The sequence below is a fragment of the Bacillus sp. 22475 genome (assembly GCF_052044835.1).
GTDB classification, from domain to species: domain Bacteria; phylum Bacillota; class Bacilli; order Bacillales; family Bacillaceae_G; genus Bacillus_A; species Bacillus_A cereus.
In genome coordinates this window covers 31,767-46,789 of the sequence record NZ_JBQENW010000002.1, presented here as the reverse complement: position 1 = coordinate 46,789, position 15,023 = coordinate 31,767, and the positions used below count along the sequence as shown (strand labels likewise).

Below are 15,023 nucleotides of genomic sequence, written 5' to 3'. Positions count from 1 at the left end.
TATTCAATTTAATTATAACAGAAAATTTCGATATATTTTAGTCTATTATATGAATCATTTTTACAATAATATGAATGCAGAAAGGGGTGCGTCATATGAATATAGATTATCGAATAAGAAGTATAGATGGTTATACAAAAAAATAGGGGAACTAGTAAGCATGCTTGAGCATACGAGAGCTGTAACATTAGGCGAAGTAAAAAATTTATCAGTTGAGCAATTAGATTTAATTATGCAGAGCAGTGGAAATTCAATTGGCGCCTTATTAAAGCATATAGCAGCTATTGAAAAAGTTCATCAGCTTATTTCATTTCAAGATCGTGACTTTACAAAAGAAGAATTAGAAATATGGGAAGATGCACTGTATTTAGGGGAAGCAGGTAGAGCGATCTGTGGTCATGAAATACAGTATTATGTACAACTTCTACAAAGTGTTCGAGAAGAATCTCTGAAGTATTTAAGTGAACAAGGTGATGAGTGGCTCATGTCAGAAAGAAAGTGGCCTAACGGTGTAGTATATAACCAGCACTATCTTTGGTTTCATGTGCTAGAAGATGAAATTAGTCACCGAGGACAAATTAGAATGCTCAAAAACAAGTTGTTTGAAAATTACGTTAAATAATGTAGCTTTTTATAGGAGAATTCCATATAATGAGAGTAATTAAAATAAGAACGGGGTGATGTATTATGGCGAAAATAACTTATATGAATAATAAACCAAATACAAAGGTGGATGGAAAGGGCGAGATTATATAAGTGAGCGCACTATCCTTCCACTTAGCTTAAACTAGGGAGGATATCAATTTGAATCAAAATATTTTAGAATCGTATGGCTGGGATTCTTTTTTTGAGGAACAAGCTGTAGAGAACTTTGAAGTAGGGCGTATTTTACTTGAGCATAAGCATATATATCGCATTATTTGTAATGATGGTGAGTATATGGCAGAACTGTCTGGAAAGTTTCGGCATGAAGCAGTAACGAAGGGAGATTATCCAGCTGTTGGTGATTGGGTGTATATAAAGAAAATAGAGAATGAAAAGAAAGCTATCATTCATCGTATTTTTCCGAGAAGAAGCTCTTTTTCTAGACAAGAGGCTGGTACTCGAACGGAAGAACAAGTAATAGCAGCAAATGTAGATTATTTATTTTTAGTCAATGCACTTAATCATGATTTTAATGTTAGAAGGATGGAACGTTATTTATTATTAGCGTATGAAAGCGGTGCTATGCCAGTTATTGTTTTAACAAAGAGTAGTATATGTAATGATGTGGAACAGAAAATTGTAGAAACGGAAGCTATAGCAATTGGTGTTCCTATTTTCGTTGTTGATAGTTTAGAGCATACGGGTATTGATTCGTTGAAACAATTCGTTTCTTCAGGGAAAACAATTGCTTTAGTTGGGTCATCAGGGGTAGGAAAGTCAACTTTGTTAAATGCGCTAATAGGAATTGAGGTAGCAAAAACGGGAGATATACGTGAAGAGGATAGTAGGGGGAGGCATACGACAACGCATCGAGAGTTATTTCAATTGCCAAGTGGCGCTCTCGTAATTGATACTCCTGGCATGAGGGAATTGCAACTTTGGGAAGGAAGCGAAGCGATTCAAACAACATTCTCTGATATTGAAAAACTTGCGACAACATGCCGTTTTCGTGATTGTAAGCATGAGAATGAACCAGGATGCGCGGTGCATAGTGCAATTGATAACGGACTTATTACGATAGATCGTTTGAAAAGCTATAAAAAATTACAAAGAGAACTGGCGTATTTTATGAGAAAACAAGATGTAATCCTTGCCAGAGCAGAGCGTGATAAGTGGAAAAAGCTTTCTAAACAACATAAAAAAATGTAAAAACCAAAGGGTGCTCCTTTGGTTTTTTCTATTTGTAAATTTTATAATAATATTATTTATATATATAGACAAAGGGAAATTAATTGTTTAAACTTTACAAAGTATTCATCATAATAGGTTATGAAAATAATAATTAGGGATTGGGAAATATTCATAATTAACTCAATTTAACTTTTAAATTTGAAAATTAGGAGGTTCATAATGGGTAAACTATTAAATTTGTTTCGTGATATGAAAGTAGCAAAAAAGCTATTAATTTCATTCTTTGTAATTTTAATTGCGGCTGTGTCTATTATCGGAGGCATGTCTTATCAAACAGCCAAAAAGAATTTTGAATCGCAAATTAAGAGTAGTGCCAACGACAATATAAAAATACTGGATAATTTAATCAATCAAATGATTGATGCAAAATTTAATGATGTGAATAATTTTGCACGGGTGATTCAGGGGAATATGTATCAAGGAGATAATCAGGATGAATTAAGAAAAATGTTATCTCAATATATAAATTTAAATAAAGATGTTGAACAAGTATATGTTGCCGGAAATGATAAAAAATTTGTACAAGAACCAAATATACAAATGGCAGCAGACTATGATCCAACAGAGCGTTCTTGGTATAAAGATGCAGTTGCAAAACAAGGTGGTATTGTTGTTACTGAGCCATATAAGGCAAAAGGAAATGGACATATTGTCGTAACAATCGCAAAACAAACAGAAGATAAAAATGGGGTTGTTGCGCTAGATTTAAGTTTAGATAATTTATTAAAAACATCAAAGTTAATTAATATTGGTAAAAAAGGATATGCCTTCATTTTAGATGGAAAGCAAAAAATAATTGCTCATCCACAAGAAAAATCAGGGGAAAAAGCGGCTGATTCTTGGGCAAAGAAAATTTATGAAGATAATCATGGTGCTTTTTCATATTCTTATGGCGGTAGTGAAAAGAATATGGTATTTGCTACAAATGTAAAAACAGGTTGGAAAATTGGTGGGACTATGTACTCAAGTGAAGTAATTGAAGCTGCTCAACCTGTATTTTATAATATGTTAATTGTTATGCTTATCTCATTAGTAATAGGTGGAGCACTTATTTATTTTGTAACACTTTCAATTACGAAGCCTTTAAAGAGATTAGTTGTTACCTCTAAAGAAATAAGTGAAGGGGATTTAACGCAAACAATTGAAATTCATTCTAATGATGAAATCGGCCAACTTGCTAAAGGCTTTAATGAGATGACGAATTCGTTACGGACGTTAATCGGAAGAATTAACGATTCAGCTGGGCATGTTGCAGCGGCATCAGAAGAGCTAACTGCAAGTGTAAGGCAAGCAAGTGAAGCGACTGAGCAAATCACAATCGCAATGGATGAAATATCAAGTGGGGCAACGACGCAAACAACAAGCGTAGAAAATGGCGCTATGTTACTGTTTGATGTAACGGAAGGAATTCAGCATGTAGCAAATAGTTCATCATCTATTAATACGGCTTCTACACATACTCGTGAAAAAGCAGAAGATGGTGGGAAACTAGTAGGAAGAACAGTAAACCAGATGCAGTCTATTGCAGAATCTGTGTCACAATCAGATGCAGTTATACAATTACTAAATAATAAATCAAAACAAATTGGTGATATTTTAGAAGTAATTCAAAATATTGCAGATCAAACAAACCTTCTAGCTCTAAATGCGGCAATTGAAGCCGCAAGAGCCGGTGAGCATGGAAGAGGTTTCGCAATTGTTGCAGATGAAGTGCGTAAATTGGCAGAGCAGTCTAGCGTATCTTCTAGTGAAATTAGTAAATTAATATGTGAAATACAAGATGATATGGGTAAGACAGTCAAATCTATGAATCATGTAAATGAGGAAGTTCAATCTGGACTTGTTATCGCAAATGAAACGAAGCAAAACTTTGCTGAAATTTTACAATCTACAAATGAAATAGCTAATCAAATTAAGACGATGGTTGAAACGGCTAATGGAATGTCAAAAGGGGCAAATGAAGTATCTATTTCAGTAGGACAAATTGCAATGACAGCACAAAATAATGCAACAAGCACACAAAATGTTGCGGCTTCAGCTGAAGAACAGCTAGCTTCGATGGAGGAAATTGGATCCGCAGCGGGCACGTTATCTCAATTGGCTGAAGAGTTACAAGGACTAATTGACAGATTTAAAGTTTAATAGGGAACAGACTATCCCCTAGTAGCATTATGCCACTAGAGGGTAGTCTGTTTTATTGTGTAAAATCAAATAGGGATGTAGACTTCCTTTATGACGTTTAAAATGGCATTTTGCATAATGTTTGTCGAAAAATAGAGGTATTTGTTAGCTTTGTGTATAATTATTAACGTATAGAATACAAATAAAAGGAGAGTATTATGGGAGTGTATTGGGGGACAAAAAGACATTCTTGGCTTAGTTACGTCTCATTTTGGCTAAGTATTTCATTTTTTATTGTTTTTCTAATTGAAGTGTTTATATTAAAAACACTTTCGAATAGCTCGGTACAAATTGTTAAATATTTTTATTTTATACTTGTACCAGTAAATATTTTTCTTAGTTTAAAGTTACTATTTAAGAAGAATGAAAAGAAAGCGTTACCTATTTTTAGTTTCATTGTCTCATTATTATTTGCAATTTTAATAATCGTATTAGTTTTAGCAGCTATAGGGAAGTTCTTTTAAGGGGAGTGGTATAAGTCACTCTCCTTTTTTATTTGTGGCAGTCTTACTATATGTAAAAGTATGAATGCTGTGAGCTAATAAAAGCGGAGAGTAGACAATATTTGCATGGATTAAAGTCTGACGCTATTTAAACTTGTAAGAGTGTATGGAGTAATGAGGTAATATACATAATAATGGAGATAGAATTAGTTATTTTATAAGTATCTATGAAGCAAATGAATACGGTAAGAACGGTGATATATGGTACAATAGCTATGGATAGTGATAGAGATAAAGGGTATATAAAATACTCATCGTTTTTTAGTAAGAGAGGGGTTATCTTATGCTATACGAGGATTTGGAGACATTATTTCAAACAGCTCCGAAAGAAGATAGAGGCGGATGGAAATATATAATTCAAGAACAAAATGATACATATAAAATTGTTGATGAAATACTGAAAAATCAAATGAGTGTCGAATTGTATTTTAATGAATACGATGAGGTGAAAATCACTTTATATAAAGATGGAATTCCCATTACGACTATACAAAGAATTGTGATTTCAAAAGTTGAATTAGACGAAGATGAAGAAGGTATTCAATTTGTTTTAGAGCGCATGCCTAGTCGAATGATTCGGTTGCAATTAAAACCATATTTAGCATTAGAAATGGGGCCGTACTGGGAAGTATGTGATGATTGTGAATGAACATAAAAAAGCATCCAATAACATGGATGCTTTTTTATGTTTTTTGAAGTTGTTTAAACGCAATGATTGGAAGTATAACAATACTTACCCATCCGATGATAGGATATAGAATGTGAAGTAAGTCACTGTAACCGATGTAACTAAAGCAATAACTAATTAGTAAAATGAAGAAAATAATATTGTGATTTTTCCACCCAGTAATAGATTGCATCTGTTTTGTCATACCGAACACATTACCAACTAAAGTTGTGAAAACTTCACCGAAAATAATGAGAACGAAGAAGAAGTGAAAAGTTGCATTAAATCTTCTTATGACTTCAGCCATTGGGATGTTATATTGATAAAATTGATCGACTGATAAGATTGCTAAATGGCTGCATAATAAAATTAAAGAAAGTCCAGCACCACCTAAAATCCCACCCCAAAAAATGGCTTTTCGATCCTTTACTTCACTGGCTAATGGGACGAGAACACTTTGGGCGAGAGAAAGATTTAAGGCGACATATGTAATAGGGCTAGTAATCCATTTCATATTCCAACTCTCTGCAGGAATAGTGTTATTAATGGAAGGTGTACCGTGAAAAAAGGTTGTAATAGCAAGTCCGATAATAAAAATCATCATAATAGGTACGACAAGTGTATTTACTTCAAAAACACCTTGTAATCCGCGGCTACTTATAATGAGACAAGCGATAACTGTAATGAGAATACCGAGTTGTCTTGGTAAGCGAAGTTGCTCTTCAAATACTGCACCAGCCCCTGATAACATAACGCTCGTTACGCCGAATAAAACGAGTAATAATAATGTGTTTACAACATTCCCAAATACATCCCCAAATAAATATTTGTTAAATTCTTGCGCTGAAAATGCCCCAATTTGTGATGAAAGTAACATCATCTTTGTGCCGAGCCAAATAAAAAAAAATCCACTTACACATATGCCAATGGTCCCGTATAATCCATTCACTGTGAAAAATTCAACAATTTCTCGTCCAGTAGCAAATCCAGCTCCAACGACAGTTCCGATATAAGTAGCAGCTACTTTCTTTGCTACTTGCCATTGTTGATTGTCCATGTTATCCCTCTTTCTACTATGATGAGCTTGATGTACTATTATGCATATGTATGAGCTTGGACAATTAGACGTATGAAGTGTTTGAAAAAATACATGAATTAAATGATATTAGGGAAGTATTAAAGGTGTTAAAACTTTGTTACATATAAGCCGATTGTTCGAAAGGAAAGGGAATGTATGGTAAAATGTAATTAGGTTATTAAAAGATAAACATTACAAAATGATAAGAGGAGTGGATTGTATGGGTACGAAAACAAATGTTGTTGAAGTATTAAACAAGCAGGTAGCAAACTGGAATGTGTTATATGTGAAACTACATAATTATCATTGGTATGTGACAGGGCCACACTTCTTTACATTACATGAGAAATTTGAAGAGTTTTATAATGAAGCTGGAACGTATATTGATGAGTTAGCAGAACGTATTTTAGCTTTAGAAGGTAAACCATTAGCGACAATGAAAGAATATCTCGCAACATCTAGTGTCAGCGAAGGGACAAGCAAAGAATCTGCAGAAGAAATGGTGCAAACATTAGTGAATGATTATTCTGCACTTATTCAAGAATTAAAAGAAGGTATGGAAGTTGCGGGCGAAGCTGGCGATGAAACATCAGCTGACATGCTGTTAGCAATTCATACAACATTAGAACAACATGTATGGATGCTAAGTGCATTCTTAAAATAACGATAAAAAATATAAAGAAACCCATTGAAAAATTATTTCAATGGTTTTTTTTATGATTTTTCAGTTTTCTTTTATGCTATAATATAGTAAAAAGGAGGCGATGCGATGTTTCGCTTTTTCAGAACTGGAAAAGAAGAGCGGGAAATTACGAAAGATGAATTAGAACAAGCGATGGCTCAGTTTTTAGAAACGAATGCTAATATCGTTTATACAGTATTAGTAAATGAAGATTATACAGTAAATTATGATTTGTTAAAACCGTATTTACCTGCATTTCCAACAAATGATTTTCTCATAACGAAGGAAACGCTTGAGGTATTTGAACATACAGCAGAAAATTTGAACCTAGTGAAAGAAATTGATGTCGTACAAAAGGCAGTAGATCAATACGTAACAGAAAAAGAAATGCTCCCAATTGTTGAAGGTAGCGAAGATCGCCTCATATGCGGAATGAAACTAGGACCTTACTTAAATCGTAGCTTAAAAAGAGACTTATATATTTCAAAAAAACATTATTTAGTTTCAAGTAAACCAGATAGAAAAAAACAAAAGAGCGGGTAAACGTAATGAAAACAACAATACATATATTGTTGTCTTTTTTTGTTTGTTAAAATATTGACTTTTCAGTTTATTAATATTTATATTAAATGTATTGGACAGGGAAGGATAACTATTAAGTATCATTCGGAGAATAAGATATTGCTAGGGCGAGTTATATAAAATCTTCACAAAGTGGTATAAAGATTCGCAAAATAAATATTATAAAAAGTTTCGGGGGAATTGGTACATGAAAAATAGTATGACTTACATTCAATTATTAAATGAAACGTTACGTTGTTATGCAAATAAAGGAAGTTTTGAAGCGTACAATTATATAATGGAAAACGCTACAGGTGTAATAGGGAATGAGGCGCAAATATATAATTTTAAGTATGCGCTCGCAAGTGCATCAGGACTTGAAAAAGAAGCATTACATTTAATGAGGGAGGCCATTATAGAAAAGGGATTCTGGTATGGAAATGAATATTTAATTTCCGACGAAGATTTAAAATCGCTACATAAATTTGAAGAATTTCATACAATGGTGCAATTATGTAAAGAAAGAGAAGAATTAGCACATAAAAAGGAAAGACCAGATGTGAAATATATATACAGCAAGAAAGAGGGGAATCTACTACTTACATTACATGGTGACCAAGAAAATATTCAAATAGTAGAGCCATATTGGAAATCAGTTTTGACACAAGATTACACGTTAGCTTTACCACAGTCTTCACAAATTCAGTTTTCAGATGGATTTGTTTGGGATGATCTAGAGAGAGGGAAAGAAGAATTAAAAGAGCATTACAATAAGTTTATAGAAAATCATACAGTAGAAAATGTAATAATTGGTGGTTTTTCTGCAGGGGCAAGAGTAGCTTTATATACGATTTTGCAAAAAGATATAGATGTGGATGGTTTTGTTTTTATAGCACCGTGGCTTCCCGAGATTGAAGAATGGGATGAGTTGCTAAGAGTGCTGCAGGATAAACATATAAAAGGATATATAGTATGCGGGGATCAAGATGGAGATTGTTTCGAATCCACGCAGCAATTTGTACGATTATTAAGAGATAAGAATATAGAACATAAGTATAAAGTTGTGCCTAACTTAGATCATGATTATCCTATTAACTTTGATGAGCTATTAAAAGAAGCTATTGAATATATAGGAAATAAAAACAATAAGTAGTAAGAAAAAGAGATGCATCATATGTGATGCATCTCTTTTTAGAGTTATAAATTAAAAGCATTTGCTAGTAAGCGATAAGACTTTAATTTATGTTCAAATTGATGGGTAATCGTGACAATCATAAATTCGTCAGTATTGTATGCTTTGCTTAAGTTTATTATTTTTTCTTTTACAGAAGACGGATCACCAACAATCATACGTTGACGATTTTCTTTTATACGGAATAAATCATAAGCACTGTATGAATAATTTTGAGCAGTTTCAATAGAAGGTGTACCAGTAGTTCGTTTTCCTTGCTCTAATAATAAGATTGATAAATCTAAACTAGAAGCAATTTTTTCCGCTTCTTCATTTGTTTCTCCGCATATAACAAAGATGGCAACGATTGAATTAGGCTTATCTCCTAAAAATGAAGGCTGATATTGTTCTTGGTAAGCCCTCATAACTTCAGGGCCTCCGAAGCCATTAATAAATTGTGCAAATGCGAAAGAAGCTCCATTGTTTGCAGCAATTTTAGCGCTCTCTCCGCTAGAACCGAGCATCCACATTTCAGGAGATGTTGGGATAACTGGAGTGGCTTTTAAGTTTGCATAGTGATGGTTTTCTGGTATTTGATCATGTAAGTACATTGCAACGTCTGCAATTTGTTCTGGATATTGATCAAGTGAGACCATTTTCCCTTCTTGAAGTGCGCGAGTTGCTATTGGCATACCACCAGGAGCTCTACCAACACCGAGATCGATGCGGTTCGGATACAGTGCTTCTAGAACACGGAAATTCTCAGCAACTTTATATGGGCTATAATGTGGTAACATAACACCACCTGAACCGACTCTAATACGATCCGTTTTTGCGGCAATATGAGAAATAAGTATTTCTGGACTTGAACCAGCTAAGCTTACGGAATTATGATGTTCGGATACCCAAAAACGTGTAAATCCGAGTTTTTCAACTTCTTGTGCAAGCGTAACTGTATGTGAAAAAGCTTGGGCTGCTGTGCTACCATCTGAAATAGGTGATTGGTCTAATACACTTAACTTGATCATAGAATATACCTCTCAATCTTAATGTACATCCTATTATATATTTACTTATGAAAAATGCGTAGTGAAATGCTCAAAATGAAAAGCGGATAATCCCATTTCCGCTTTTAACGAGAAAATCCTCGTTCATAATGATTCATTTCGACTAGATTTAAAATATATTCATAGTTGTCAATTTTGCGTTTTATCTGTTCACGTTCTGTTTCAGATAGTTTCGTATTGCTAAGTTTATTACATAAGTTTTGTTTCTTTAATTCTAAATGTTTTTTTGTAGCGTGGTAGTCGTAAGTATGTTTCATTTTTTAGTCACTCCTTCTTTGCGGTTGCTATATTATACGAAGCGTAAAGAAATGTGAAATCTGTCTCTTATGTACTTTTAGTGAATATTCAAATTGCAATGGTGTTATGTTTATGGGGATTTATGAATAAAATGCACTAAACCACTAACGTCCATTTGATGAAGTAAGGGGTGGAATTGTGCAGAAAGATATAATGTATAACACTGAAATGGATGAAGCGTTAAAAGTTATAAATAAAGGATTGAAGAAGACGATAAGTCCAAAACAAATTATTGTAGTGGGGGCTGGTATGGCTGGGTTAGTTTCAGCATCTTTATTAAAGGCTGCAGGACATGATGTGAAAATTTTTGAAGCAAACAATCGGGTAGGTGGCCGTATAGAGACAGTTAGAATGGAAGATACCGGATTATATTTAGATGTTGGAGCAATGAGAATTCCGTATTCGCACAAATTAACGATGGCGTATATAAGAAAATTTGGGCTGCAGGTGAGTCCTTTTATTAATAGGGATGAGACGGATATTATCTATGTAAATGGACGGAAAACGACGTTGAAACAATATGAAAAGGATCCAAGCATTTTAAGGTATCCTGTGGAAATGAACGAAGTGGGGAAAACGTCTGAAGAACTATTGTTATTAGCAGTACAGCCGATAATAAATTTTATTAAAAGAAATCCAGAGAAAAATTGGGATATTGTAGTGACGGATTTTGGGAGATATTCCACAGGACAATTTTTAAAGTATCATCCTTATCAGTATAATACTTACTTTTCGCCAGTAACAATTGAGATGATCGGTGTTCTATTAGATTTAGAAGGTTTTTTGGAACGGTCGTTTGTAGAGACTTTACGCTTTCTATACATTATGCAAGAGGAGAGCGGATTTTGTGAAATTATGGGCGGGAATGATAGATTACCAAAGTCATTTTTACCGCAATTAGAAGAAAATATTATATATAATCAAAAATTAATGAAGCTACATCAACACGATAATGGTGTGACAGCTTTCTATCGGAATGAGGAAACTTTTGAATATAGTAGTATTACAGGAGATTTAGTTATTGTTACCATCCCGTTTTCGACAATGCGTTTTGTAGAAGTAGATCCGTTTGATTCTATATCACATGAAAAGTGGAAAGCAATTCGTGAATTGCATTACATGCCTGCGACGAAAATAGGAATTCAATTTAAAAGCCGATTTTGGGAAGAACAAGGGCAATTAGGTGGCAGGATTATAACAGATTTGCCAATTCGTTATGCCTATTATCCAAGTCATGGGATTGGAGAAAAAGGACCTGCTATGATGTTAGGTAGCTATACATGGTCTTATGATGCTTTGTTATGGGATGGTTTATCAAAAGGTGATCGTATTTATTACGCATTACACAACTTAGCAACAATATTAGGTGGTCAAGTGTATGATGAGTTCATATCTGGAATATCAAAAAGCTGGACATTGGATCCATATGCGCTTGGAGGATTTGCGCTTTTTCAAGCAGGTCAAGAATCTGAGCTACAGCCAGCGATTGTCAAACCAGAGGGGAGAATATTCTTCGCTGGAGATCATACAACGCTATATCACGGATGGATTCAAGGTGCGATTGAATCTGGAATTCGTGTAGCGGCGGAAGTGAATGATTAAAAGGTTTTCAATTCAGAAAATTCTTTACTATATAACTTGAGATGGATATTATTATATATAAAAGAATTATGGGGAGTGTTTACAGTGAATCCGTTATTATTCGATTTTCCTTCTGAATTTTATACTGACAGGCTTTTTATTCGAATGCCGAAACCAGGAGATGGTAAAGTTGTATATGATGCAATTCAGGCTTCAATACAAGAACTAAAACCTTGGATGGTGTTTGCACAAAAAGAGCAAACAGAGCAAGAAATAGAAGAAAGTATTAGAAAATCACATATTCAATTTTTGCAACGTGAGGATTTAAGATTACTAGTATTTTCGAAAGAAACAGGTGAATTTATTGCTTCAGCCGGATTACATCGTATTAATTGGGATATACCTCAATTTGAAATCGGATATTGGATTGATACAAGTTTTAGCGGAAAAGGCTATATGGTAGAGGCTGCGAAAGGTATAACGGATTACGCTTTTTCTGAATTGAAAGCAAACCGTGTAGAAATTCGTTGTGATTCTTTAAATAAGAAGAGTAGAGCGATACCTGAGAAATTAGGCTTTAAGTTAGAAGGTACGTTAGAAAGTGCGAGTGTTGCGGTAGATGGAAACGGATTAAGGGATATGTGTGTATTTGCCATGACTAGAAATACATATGAAAAAGAAGAGCTGTAAGAAAACAGCTCTTCTTTTTATGCATTATGGTACAGGATGCCCATTAGAGCTTTCGAAAATTGTAAACCATTGTTGACGGTCTAAGTTAACGTTTGTAGCAAGAGCAGCCGTTTTTACGCGATCTAATTTACCAGAGCCAACGATTGGCATCATATTAGCTGGATGAGCAAGTAACCAAGCATACATAACCGTATCGATACTAGAAACACCTAGCTCAGTAGCAACTTTTTGCATAGTTTCACGTACACGTACGGCGCGTTCTGATTGACCAGTAAAGATTTCCCCACCAGCAAGAGGTGACCAAATCATTGGATTGATTCGTTTTTCTTGGCATAAATCAATTGTCCCTTTTTCAAAATGCTCAAGCTGCAATGCAGAAACTTCAATCTGGTTCGTAATAAGCGGGAAATCTAAGTACGAACTTAACATATTAAATTGTGAAGGTAAGAAGTTAGATACACCGAAGTGACGAACTTTTCCTTCTTGTTTTAATTGTGAAAATGCTTTTGCCACTTCATTTGGATCCATAAAAGGATCGGGACGATGAATAAGTAATACGTCAATATAATTTGTATGTAAATTTTTAAGTGATGCTTCTACACTTTGCATAATATGCTCTGCACTAGTATTGTAGTGAGCAACATATCGCTCTGGAAATTTCGGTGATGGGGGAGCGATTCCACACTTTGTAATAATTTGCATGTTTTCTCGTAAGGAAGGCTTTAATTGTAAAGCTTCGCCAAATAACCCTTCACACGTATATCCGCCGTAAATATCAGCGTGATCAAAAGTAGTAATTCCCATATCCATACAATCTTCAATGAAAGAAAGTAATTCTTGTTTCGTCATATTCCATTCTGCTAAACGCCAAAATCCTTGAATAATACGAGAAAATTCTAGCGTTTCAGCCATTTGAACTCGCTCCATTATAAGTACCCCCTTGATGAATAATAATGTTTTGAAAAGGCTTTCTTACTACATGTTATTATATAGTTAATTAGGTGTACAGACAATAAATATGTTTTGCTACAAAAATGATTTTCTCTATATGCTATAATGTAGAAACATATAGCTATAAGGAGAGGTACGAAATGATTCCAGTAACAATATTAACTGGTTTTCTTGGATCAGGGAAAACGACTTTATTAAATCGTATTTTATCAGAAAATCACGGTAAGAAATTAGCGGTGATTGTAAATGAAATAGGGCAAATTGGCATTGATAATCAGTTGATTATGAATGTAGAAGAAGAAATTATGGAAATGACAAATGGCTGTTTATGCTGTACTGTACGTGAAGATTTACTTGTTGCTTTAAAACAGTTACTGGACGTAAAAGCAGAAGGGAAAATGGATTTTGATGGTTTAGTAATTGAAACGACTGGACTTGCAAATCCAGGGCCGATTATTCAAACATTCTTTTTAGATCCAGTCATTCAATCTGCATACCAAATTAACGGTGTTGTAACGGTGGTAGATAGTTATCATATACATAAACATTTTGAAAAAGGATTAGAGGCAAAAGAGCAAATTGCGTTTGCGGATGTCGTTTTAGTAAATAAATTAGATTTAATTGAAGAGAGTGAGAAAGAAAATCTCTTGCATGAAATTCAAGGAATTAACCCGACTGCAAAGTTAATTGAGGCGACTAACTGTGAGGTAGATATACCATCTTTATTACAAATCCAAACGTTTAAAACGAAAGATACGTTGCAAATTTACCCTCATAAAGAACATAATCACTTAGAAGGTGTGAAATCATTTGTATTACGTGAAGAACGTCCGCTGGATTTACAAAAGCTTAATGAGTGGATGTCAGCTGTCGTTCAAGAGCTAGGGGAATATTTATATCGTTACAAAGGAATTTTATCGATAGACGGAGTAGATAAACGTATCGTTTTCCAAGGTGTACATACGTTATTTGCCGCTTCGTACGATAGAGAGTGGCAAGAGGGCGAAGAGCGAGTAAGTGAAGTAGTTTTCATCGGAAGAGATATTAATAAAGAGTGGTTCCAAGAACATTTTGAAGAGTGTGTGAAATAAGTCTGCGTAAATTGCAGGCTTATTTTTATGAGCATTCTATTAGATTGCAAAACAGAATTAAATAAGGGAAAGAAATTAAAAATTGATACATGTATAATAAAAAGCCTGTTTTCACAGGCTTGTATTTTCGTCTATTAGTAACTCCATTACAACACCTACAACTGGACCTTCATTATCAATATCCCCATTTAAGCGGAAACCAAATGATTCATACAGTCCCATGGCAAGTTTGTTGTCTGGATGTAAACTTAAGTAAATTATTTTGCATTCAAATTTTTCTTGTAAGAATTGAATGAGTAAGCGAAGGAAACGTTTTGCGTATCCTTTTCCTTGATATTGTTGGTCAATCATAAAGCGATCGAGCCATACACTTTTATGTTTTACTGAATACCATCCATACATTGCATAACCTACAAGTGTTTCTCCATCATATAAACCTACTGACGTTCCGTTTCCTTCATATAATGATTCTGCTAAAGAAAACGCGTTACTTTCAATAAATTGTTGCTGATCTTTTGCGACGTCTAAAGCAACTACTGAACGCCAATTTTTTGCTGTTACTTCACAAATGTGAAGATTCATAATTCCAACTCACCTTCTAAATTAA

At 34.2% G+C, this 15,023-nt stretch carries 15 protein-coding genes and 2 pseudogenes; 12 read left to right on the top strand and 5 right to left on the bottom strand.

Going from position 1 to position 15,023, the window contains the following annotated elements:
• The first annotated feature begins 95 nt into the window (after positions 1-95).
• From ACTJJY_RS03470 to ACTJJY_RS03445, 6 genes and pseudogenes are all read left to right on the top strand, one after another.
• Positions 96-622: pseudogene (locus ACTJJY_RS03470) on the top strand (DinB family protein).
• Positions 623-804: 182 nt separating this feature from the next.
• A complete protein-coding gene (gene rsgA, locus ACTJJY_RS03465; protein WP_097924392.1) occupies positions 805-1,854 on the top strand; it encodes a ribosome small subunit-dependent GTPase A in 1,050 nt (349 codons plus the stop codon).
• 201 nt (positions 1,855-2,055) lie between these two features.
• Positions 2,056-3,096: pseudogene (locus ACTJJY_RS03460) on the top strand (HAMP domain-containing protein); the annotation flags it as partial.
• On the top strand, positions 3,091-4,038 hold the full coding sequence (locus ACTJJY_RS03455) for a methyl-accepting chemotaxis protein (RefSeq protein WP_440605200.1): 948 nt from the start codon (positions 3,091-3,093) through the stop codon (positions 4,036-4,038). The pseudogene ACTJJY_RS03460 and the gene ACTJJY_RS03455, both read left to right, overlap by 6 nt.
• A gap of 197 nt (positions 4,039-4,235) precedes the next feature.
• Positions 4,236-4,541 (top strand): hypothetical protein, encoded by a 306-nt coding sequence (locus ACTJJY_RS03450; protein WP_000539571.1) that lies wholly within the window; start codon positions 4,236-4,238, stop codon positions 4,539-4,541.
• A gap of 322 nt (positions 4,542-4,863) precedes the next feature.
• Positions 4,864-5,229: a DUF3979 family protein gene (locus tag ACTJJY_RS03445; protein ID WP_000965063.1), complete on the top strand. Its 366-nt coding sequence runs from the start codon at positions 4,864-4,866 to the stop codon at positions 5,227-5,229.
• A 34-nt stretch (positions 5,230-5,263) separates the two neighbouring features.
• On the opposite strand, the gene ACTJJY_RS03440 is transcribed toward ACTJJY_RS03445, so the two are convergent.
• Positions 5,264-6,304, bottom strand: coding sequence for a YkvI family membrane protein (locus ACTJJY_RS03440; RefSeq protein WP_000370207.1), 1,041 nt, complete (start codon positions 6,302-6,304; stop codon positions 5,264-5,266).
• Positions 6,305-6,545: 241 nt separating this feature from the next.
• On the opposite strand from ACTJJY_RS03440, the gene ACTJJY_RS03435 reads away from it, so the two are divergent.
• From ACTJJY_RS03435 to ACTJJY_RS03425, 3 genes are all read left to right on the top strand, one after another.
• Positions 6,546-6,989 (top strand): Dps family protein, encoded by a 444-nt coding sequence (locus tag ACTJJY_RS03435; protein ID WP_000536897.1) that lies wholly within the window; start codon positions 6,546-6,548, stop codon positions 6,987-6,989.
• 105 nt (positions 6,990-7,094) lie between these two features.
• Positions 7,095-7,550, top strand: a complete 456-nt coding sequence (locus ACTJJY_RS03430) for a DUF3939 domain-containing protein (RefSeq protein ID WP_440605014.1) — start codon at positions 7,095-7,097, stop codon at positions 7,548-7,550.
• A 226-nt stretch (positions 7,551-7,776) separates the two neighbouring features.
• Positions 7,777-8,721, top strand: a complete 945-nt coding sequence (locus ACTJJY_RS03425) for an alpha/beta hydrolase (RefSeq protein WP_440605013.1) — start codon at positions 7,777-7,779, stop codon at positions 8,719-8,721.
• Positions 8,722-8,765: 44 nt separating this feature from the next.
• Here ACTJJY_RS03425 and ACTJJY_RS03420 read toward each other — a convergent pair whose 3' ends face one another.
• Both ACTJJY_RS03420 and ACTJJY_RS03415 read right to left on the bottom strand, forming a co-directional pair.
• Positions 8,766-9,767 carry an LLM class flavin-dependent oxidoreductase gene (locus tag ACTJJY_RS03420; RefSeq protein ID WP_000594040.1) on the bottom strand — a complete coding sequence of 334 codons (1,002 nt, stop codon included), beginning with the start codon at positions 9,765-9,767 and terminating at the stop codon, positions 8,766-8,768.
• Between the two features lie 104 nt (positions 9,768-9,871).
• Complete coding sequence (locus ACTJJY_RS03415; RefSeq protein ID WP_440605012.1) at positions 9,872-10,063, bottom strand: DUF3896 family protein; 192 nt, start codon at positions 10,061-10,063, stop codon at positions 9,872-9,874.
• Between the two features lie 178 nt (positions 10,064-10,241).
• Here ACTJJY_RS03415 and ACTJJY_RS03410 point away from each other — a divergent pair, with 178 nt between their 5' ends.
• Together ACTJJY_RS03410 and ACTJJY_RS03405 are read left to right on the top strand one after the other, a co-directional pair.
• Positions 10,242-11,705 (top strand): flavin monoamine oxidase family protein, encoded by a 1,464-nt coding sequence (locus tag ACTJJY_RS03410; protein ID WP_440605011.1) that lies wholly within the window; start codon positions 10,242-10,244, stop codon positions 11,703-11,705.
• A gap of 84 nt (positions 11,706-11,789) precedes the next feature.
• A complete protein-coding gene (locus ACTJJY_RS03405; protein WP_440605010.1) occupies positions 11,790-12,374 on the top strand; it encodes a GNAT family N-acetyltransferase in 585 nt (194 codons plus the stop codon).
• A gap of 24 nt (positions 12,375-12,398) precedes the next feature.
• Here ACTJJY_RS03405 and ACTJJY_RS03400 read toward each other — a convergent pair whose 3' ends face one another.
• Positions 12,399-13,301 (bottom strand): aldo/keto reductase, encoded by a 903-nt coding sequence (locus ACTJJY_RS03400; RefSeq protein WP_000442793.1) that lies wholly within the window; start codon positions 13,299-13,301, stop codon positions 12,399-12,401.
• A gap of 164 nt (positions 13,302-13,465) precedes the next feature.
• Here ACTJJY_RS03400 and ACTJJY_RS03395 point away from each other — a divergent pair, with 164 nt between their 5' ends.
• Positions 13,466-14,416 (top strand): CobW family GTP-binding protein, encoded by a 951-nt coding sequence (locus ACTJJY_RS03395; protein ID WP_000613426.1) that lies wholly within the window; start codon positions 13,466-13,468, stop codon positions 14,414-14,416.
• 111 nt (positions 14,417-14,527) lie between these two features.
• Here ACTJJY_RS03395 and ACTJJY_RS03390 read toward each other — a convergent pair whose 3' ends face one another.
• Positions 14,528-14,998: a GNAT family N-acetyltransferase gene (locus ACTJJY_RS03390; RefSeq protein ID WP_440605009.1), complete on the bottom strand. Its 471-nt coding sequence runs from the start codon at positions 14,996-14,998 to the stop codon at positions 14,528-14,530.
• Positions 14,999-15,023 lie beyond the last annotated feature (25 nt).

Excerpts from the sequence above, each read along its gene's own strand:
- ACTJJY_RS03455 (WP_440605200.1), top strand. The coding sequence starts at position 3,091 with ATGACGAATTCGTTACGGACGTTAATCGGAAGAATTAACGATTCAGCT.
- ACTJJY_RS03450 (WP_000539571.1), top strand. The coding sequence starts at position 4,236 with ATGGGAGTGTATTGGGGGACAAAAAGACATTCTTGGCTTAGTTACGTC.
- ACTJJY_RS03445 (WP_000965063.1), top strand. The coding sequence starts at position 4,864 with ATGCTATACGAGGATTTGGAGACATTATTTCAAACAGCTCCGAAAGAA.
- ACTJJY_RS03440 (WP_000370207.1), bottom strand. The coding sequence starts at position 6,304 with ATGGACAATCAACAATGGCAAGTAGCAAAGAAAGTAGCTGCTACTTAT.
- ACTJJY_RS03435 (WP_000536897.1), top strand. The coding sequence starts at position 6,546 with ATGGGTACGAAAACAAATGTTGTTGAAGTATTAAACAAGCAGGTAGCA.
- ACTJJY_RS03430 (WP_440605014.1), top strand. The coding sequence starts at position 7,095 with ATGTTTCGCTTTTTCAGAACTGGAAAAGAAGAGCGGGAAATTACGAAA.
- ACTJJY_RS03425 (WP_440605013.1), top strand. The coding sequence starts at position 7,777 with ATGAAAAATAGTATGACTTACATTCAATTATTAAATGAAACGTTACGT.
- ACTJJY_RS03420 (WP_000594040.1), bottom strand. The coding sequence starts at position 9,767 with ATGATCAAGTTAAGTGTATTAGACCAATCACCTATTTCAGATGGTAGC.
- ACTJJY_RS03415 (WP_440605012.1), bottom strand. The coding sequence starts at position 10,063 with ATGAAACATACTTACGACTACCACGCTACAAAAAAACATTTAGAATTA.
- ACTJJY_RS03400 (WP_000442793.1), bottom strand. The coding sequence starts at position 13,301 with ATGGAGCGAGTTCAAATGGCTGAAACGCTAGAATTTTCTCGTATTATT.
- ACTJJY_RS03395 (WP_000613426.1), top strand. The coding sequence starts at position 13,466 with ATGATTCCAGTAACAATATTAACTGGTTTTCTTGGATCAGGGAAAACG.
- ACTJJY_RS03390 (WP_440605009.1), bottom strand. The coding sequence starts at position 14,998 with ATGAATCTTCACATTTGTGAAGTAACAGCAAAAAATTGGCGTTCAGTA.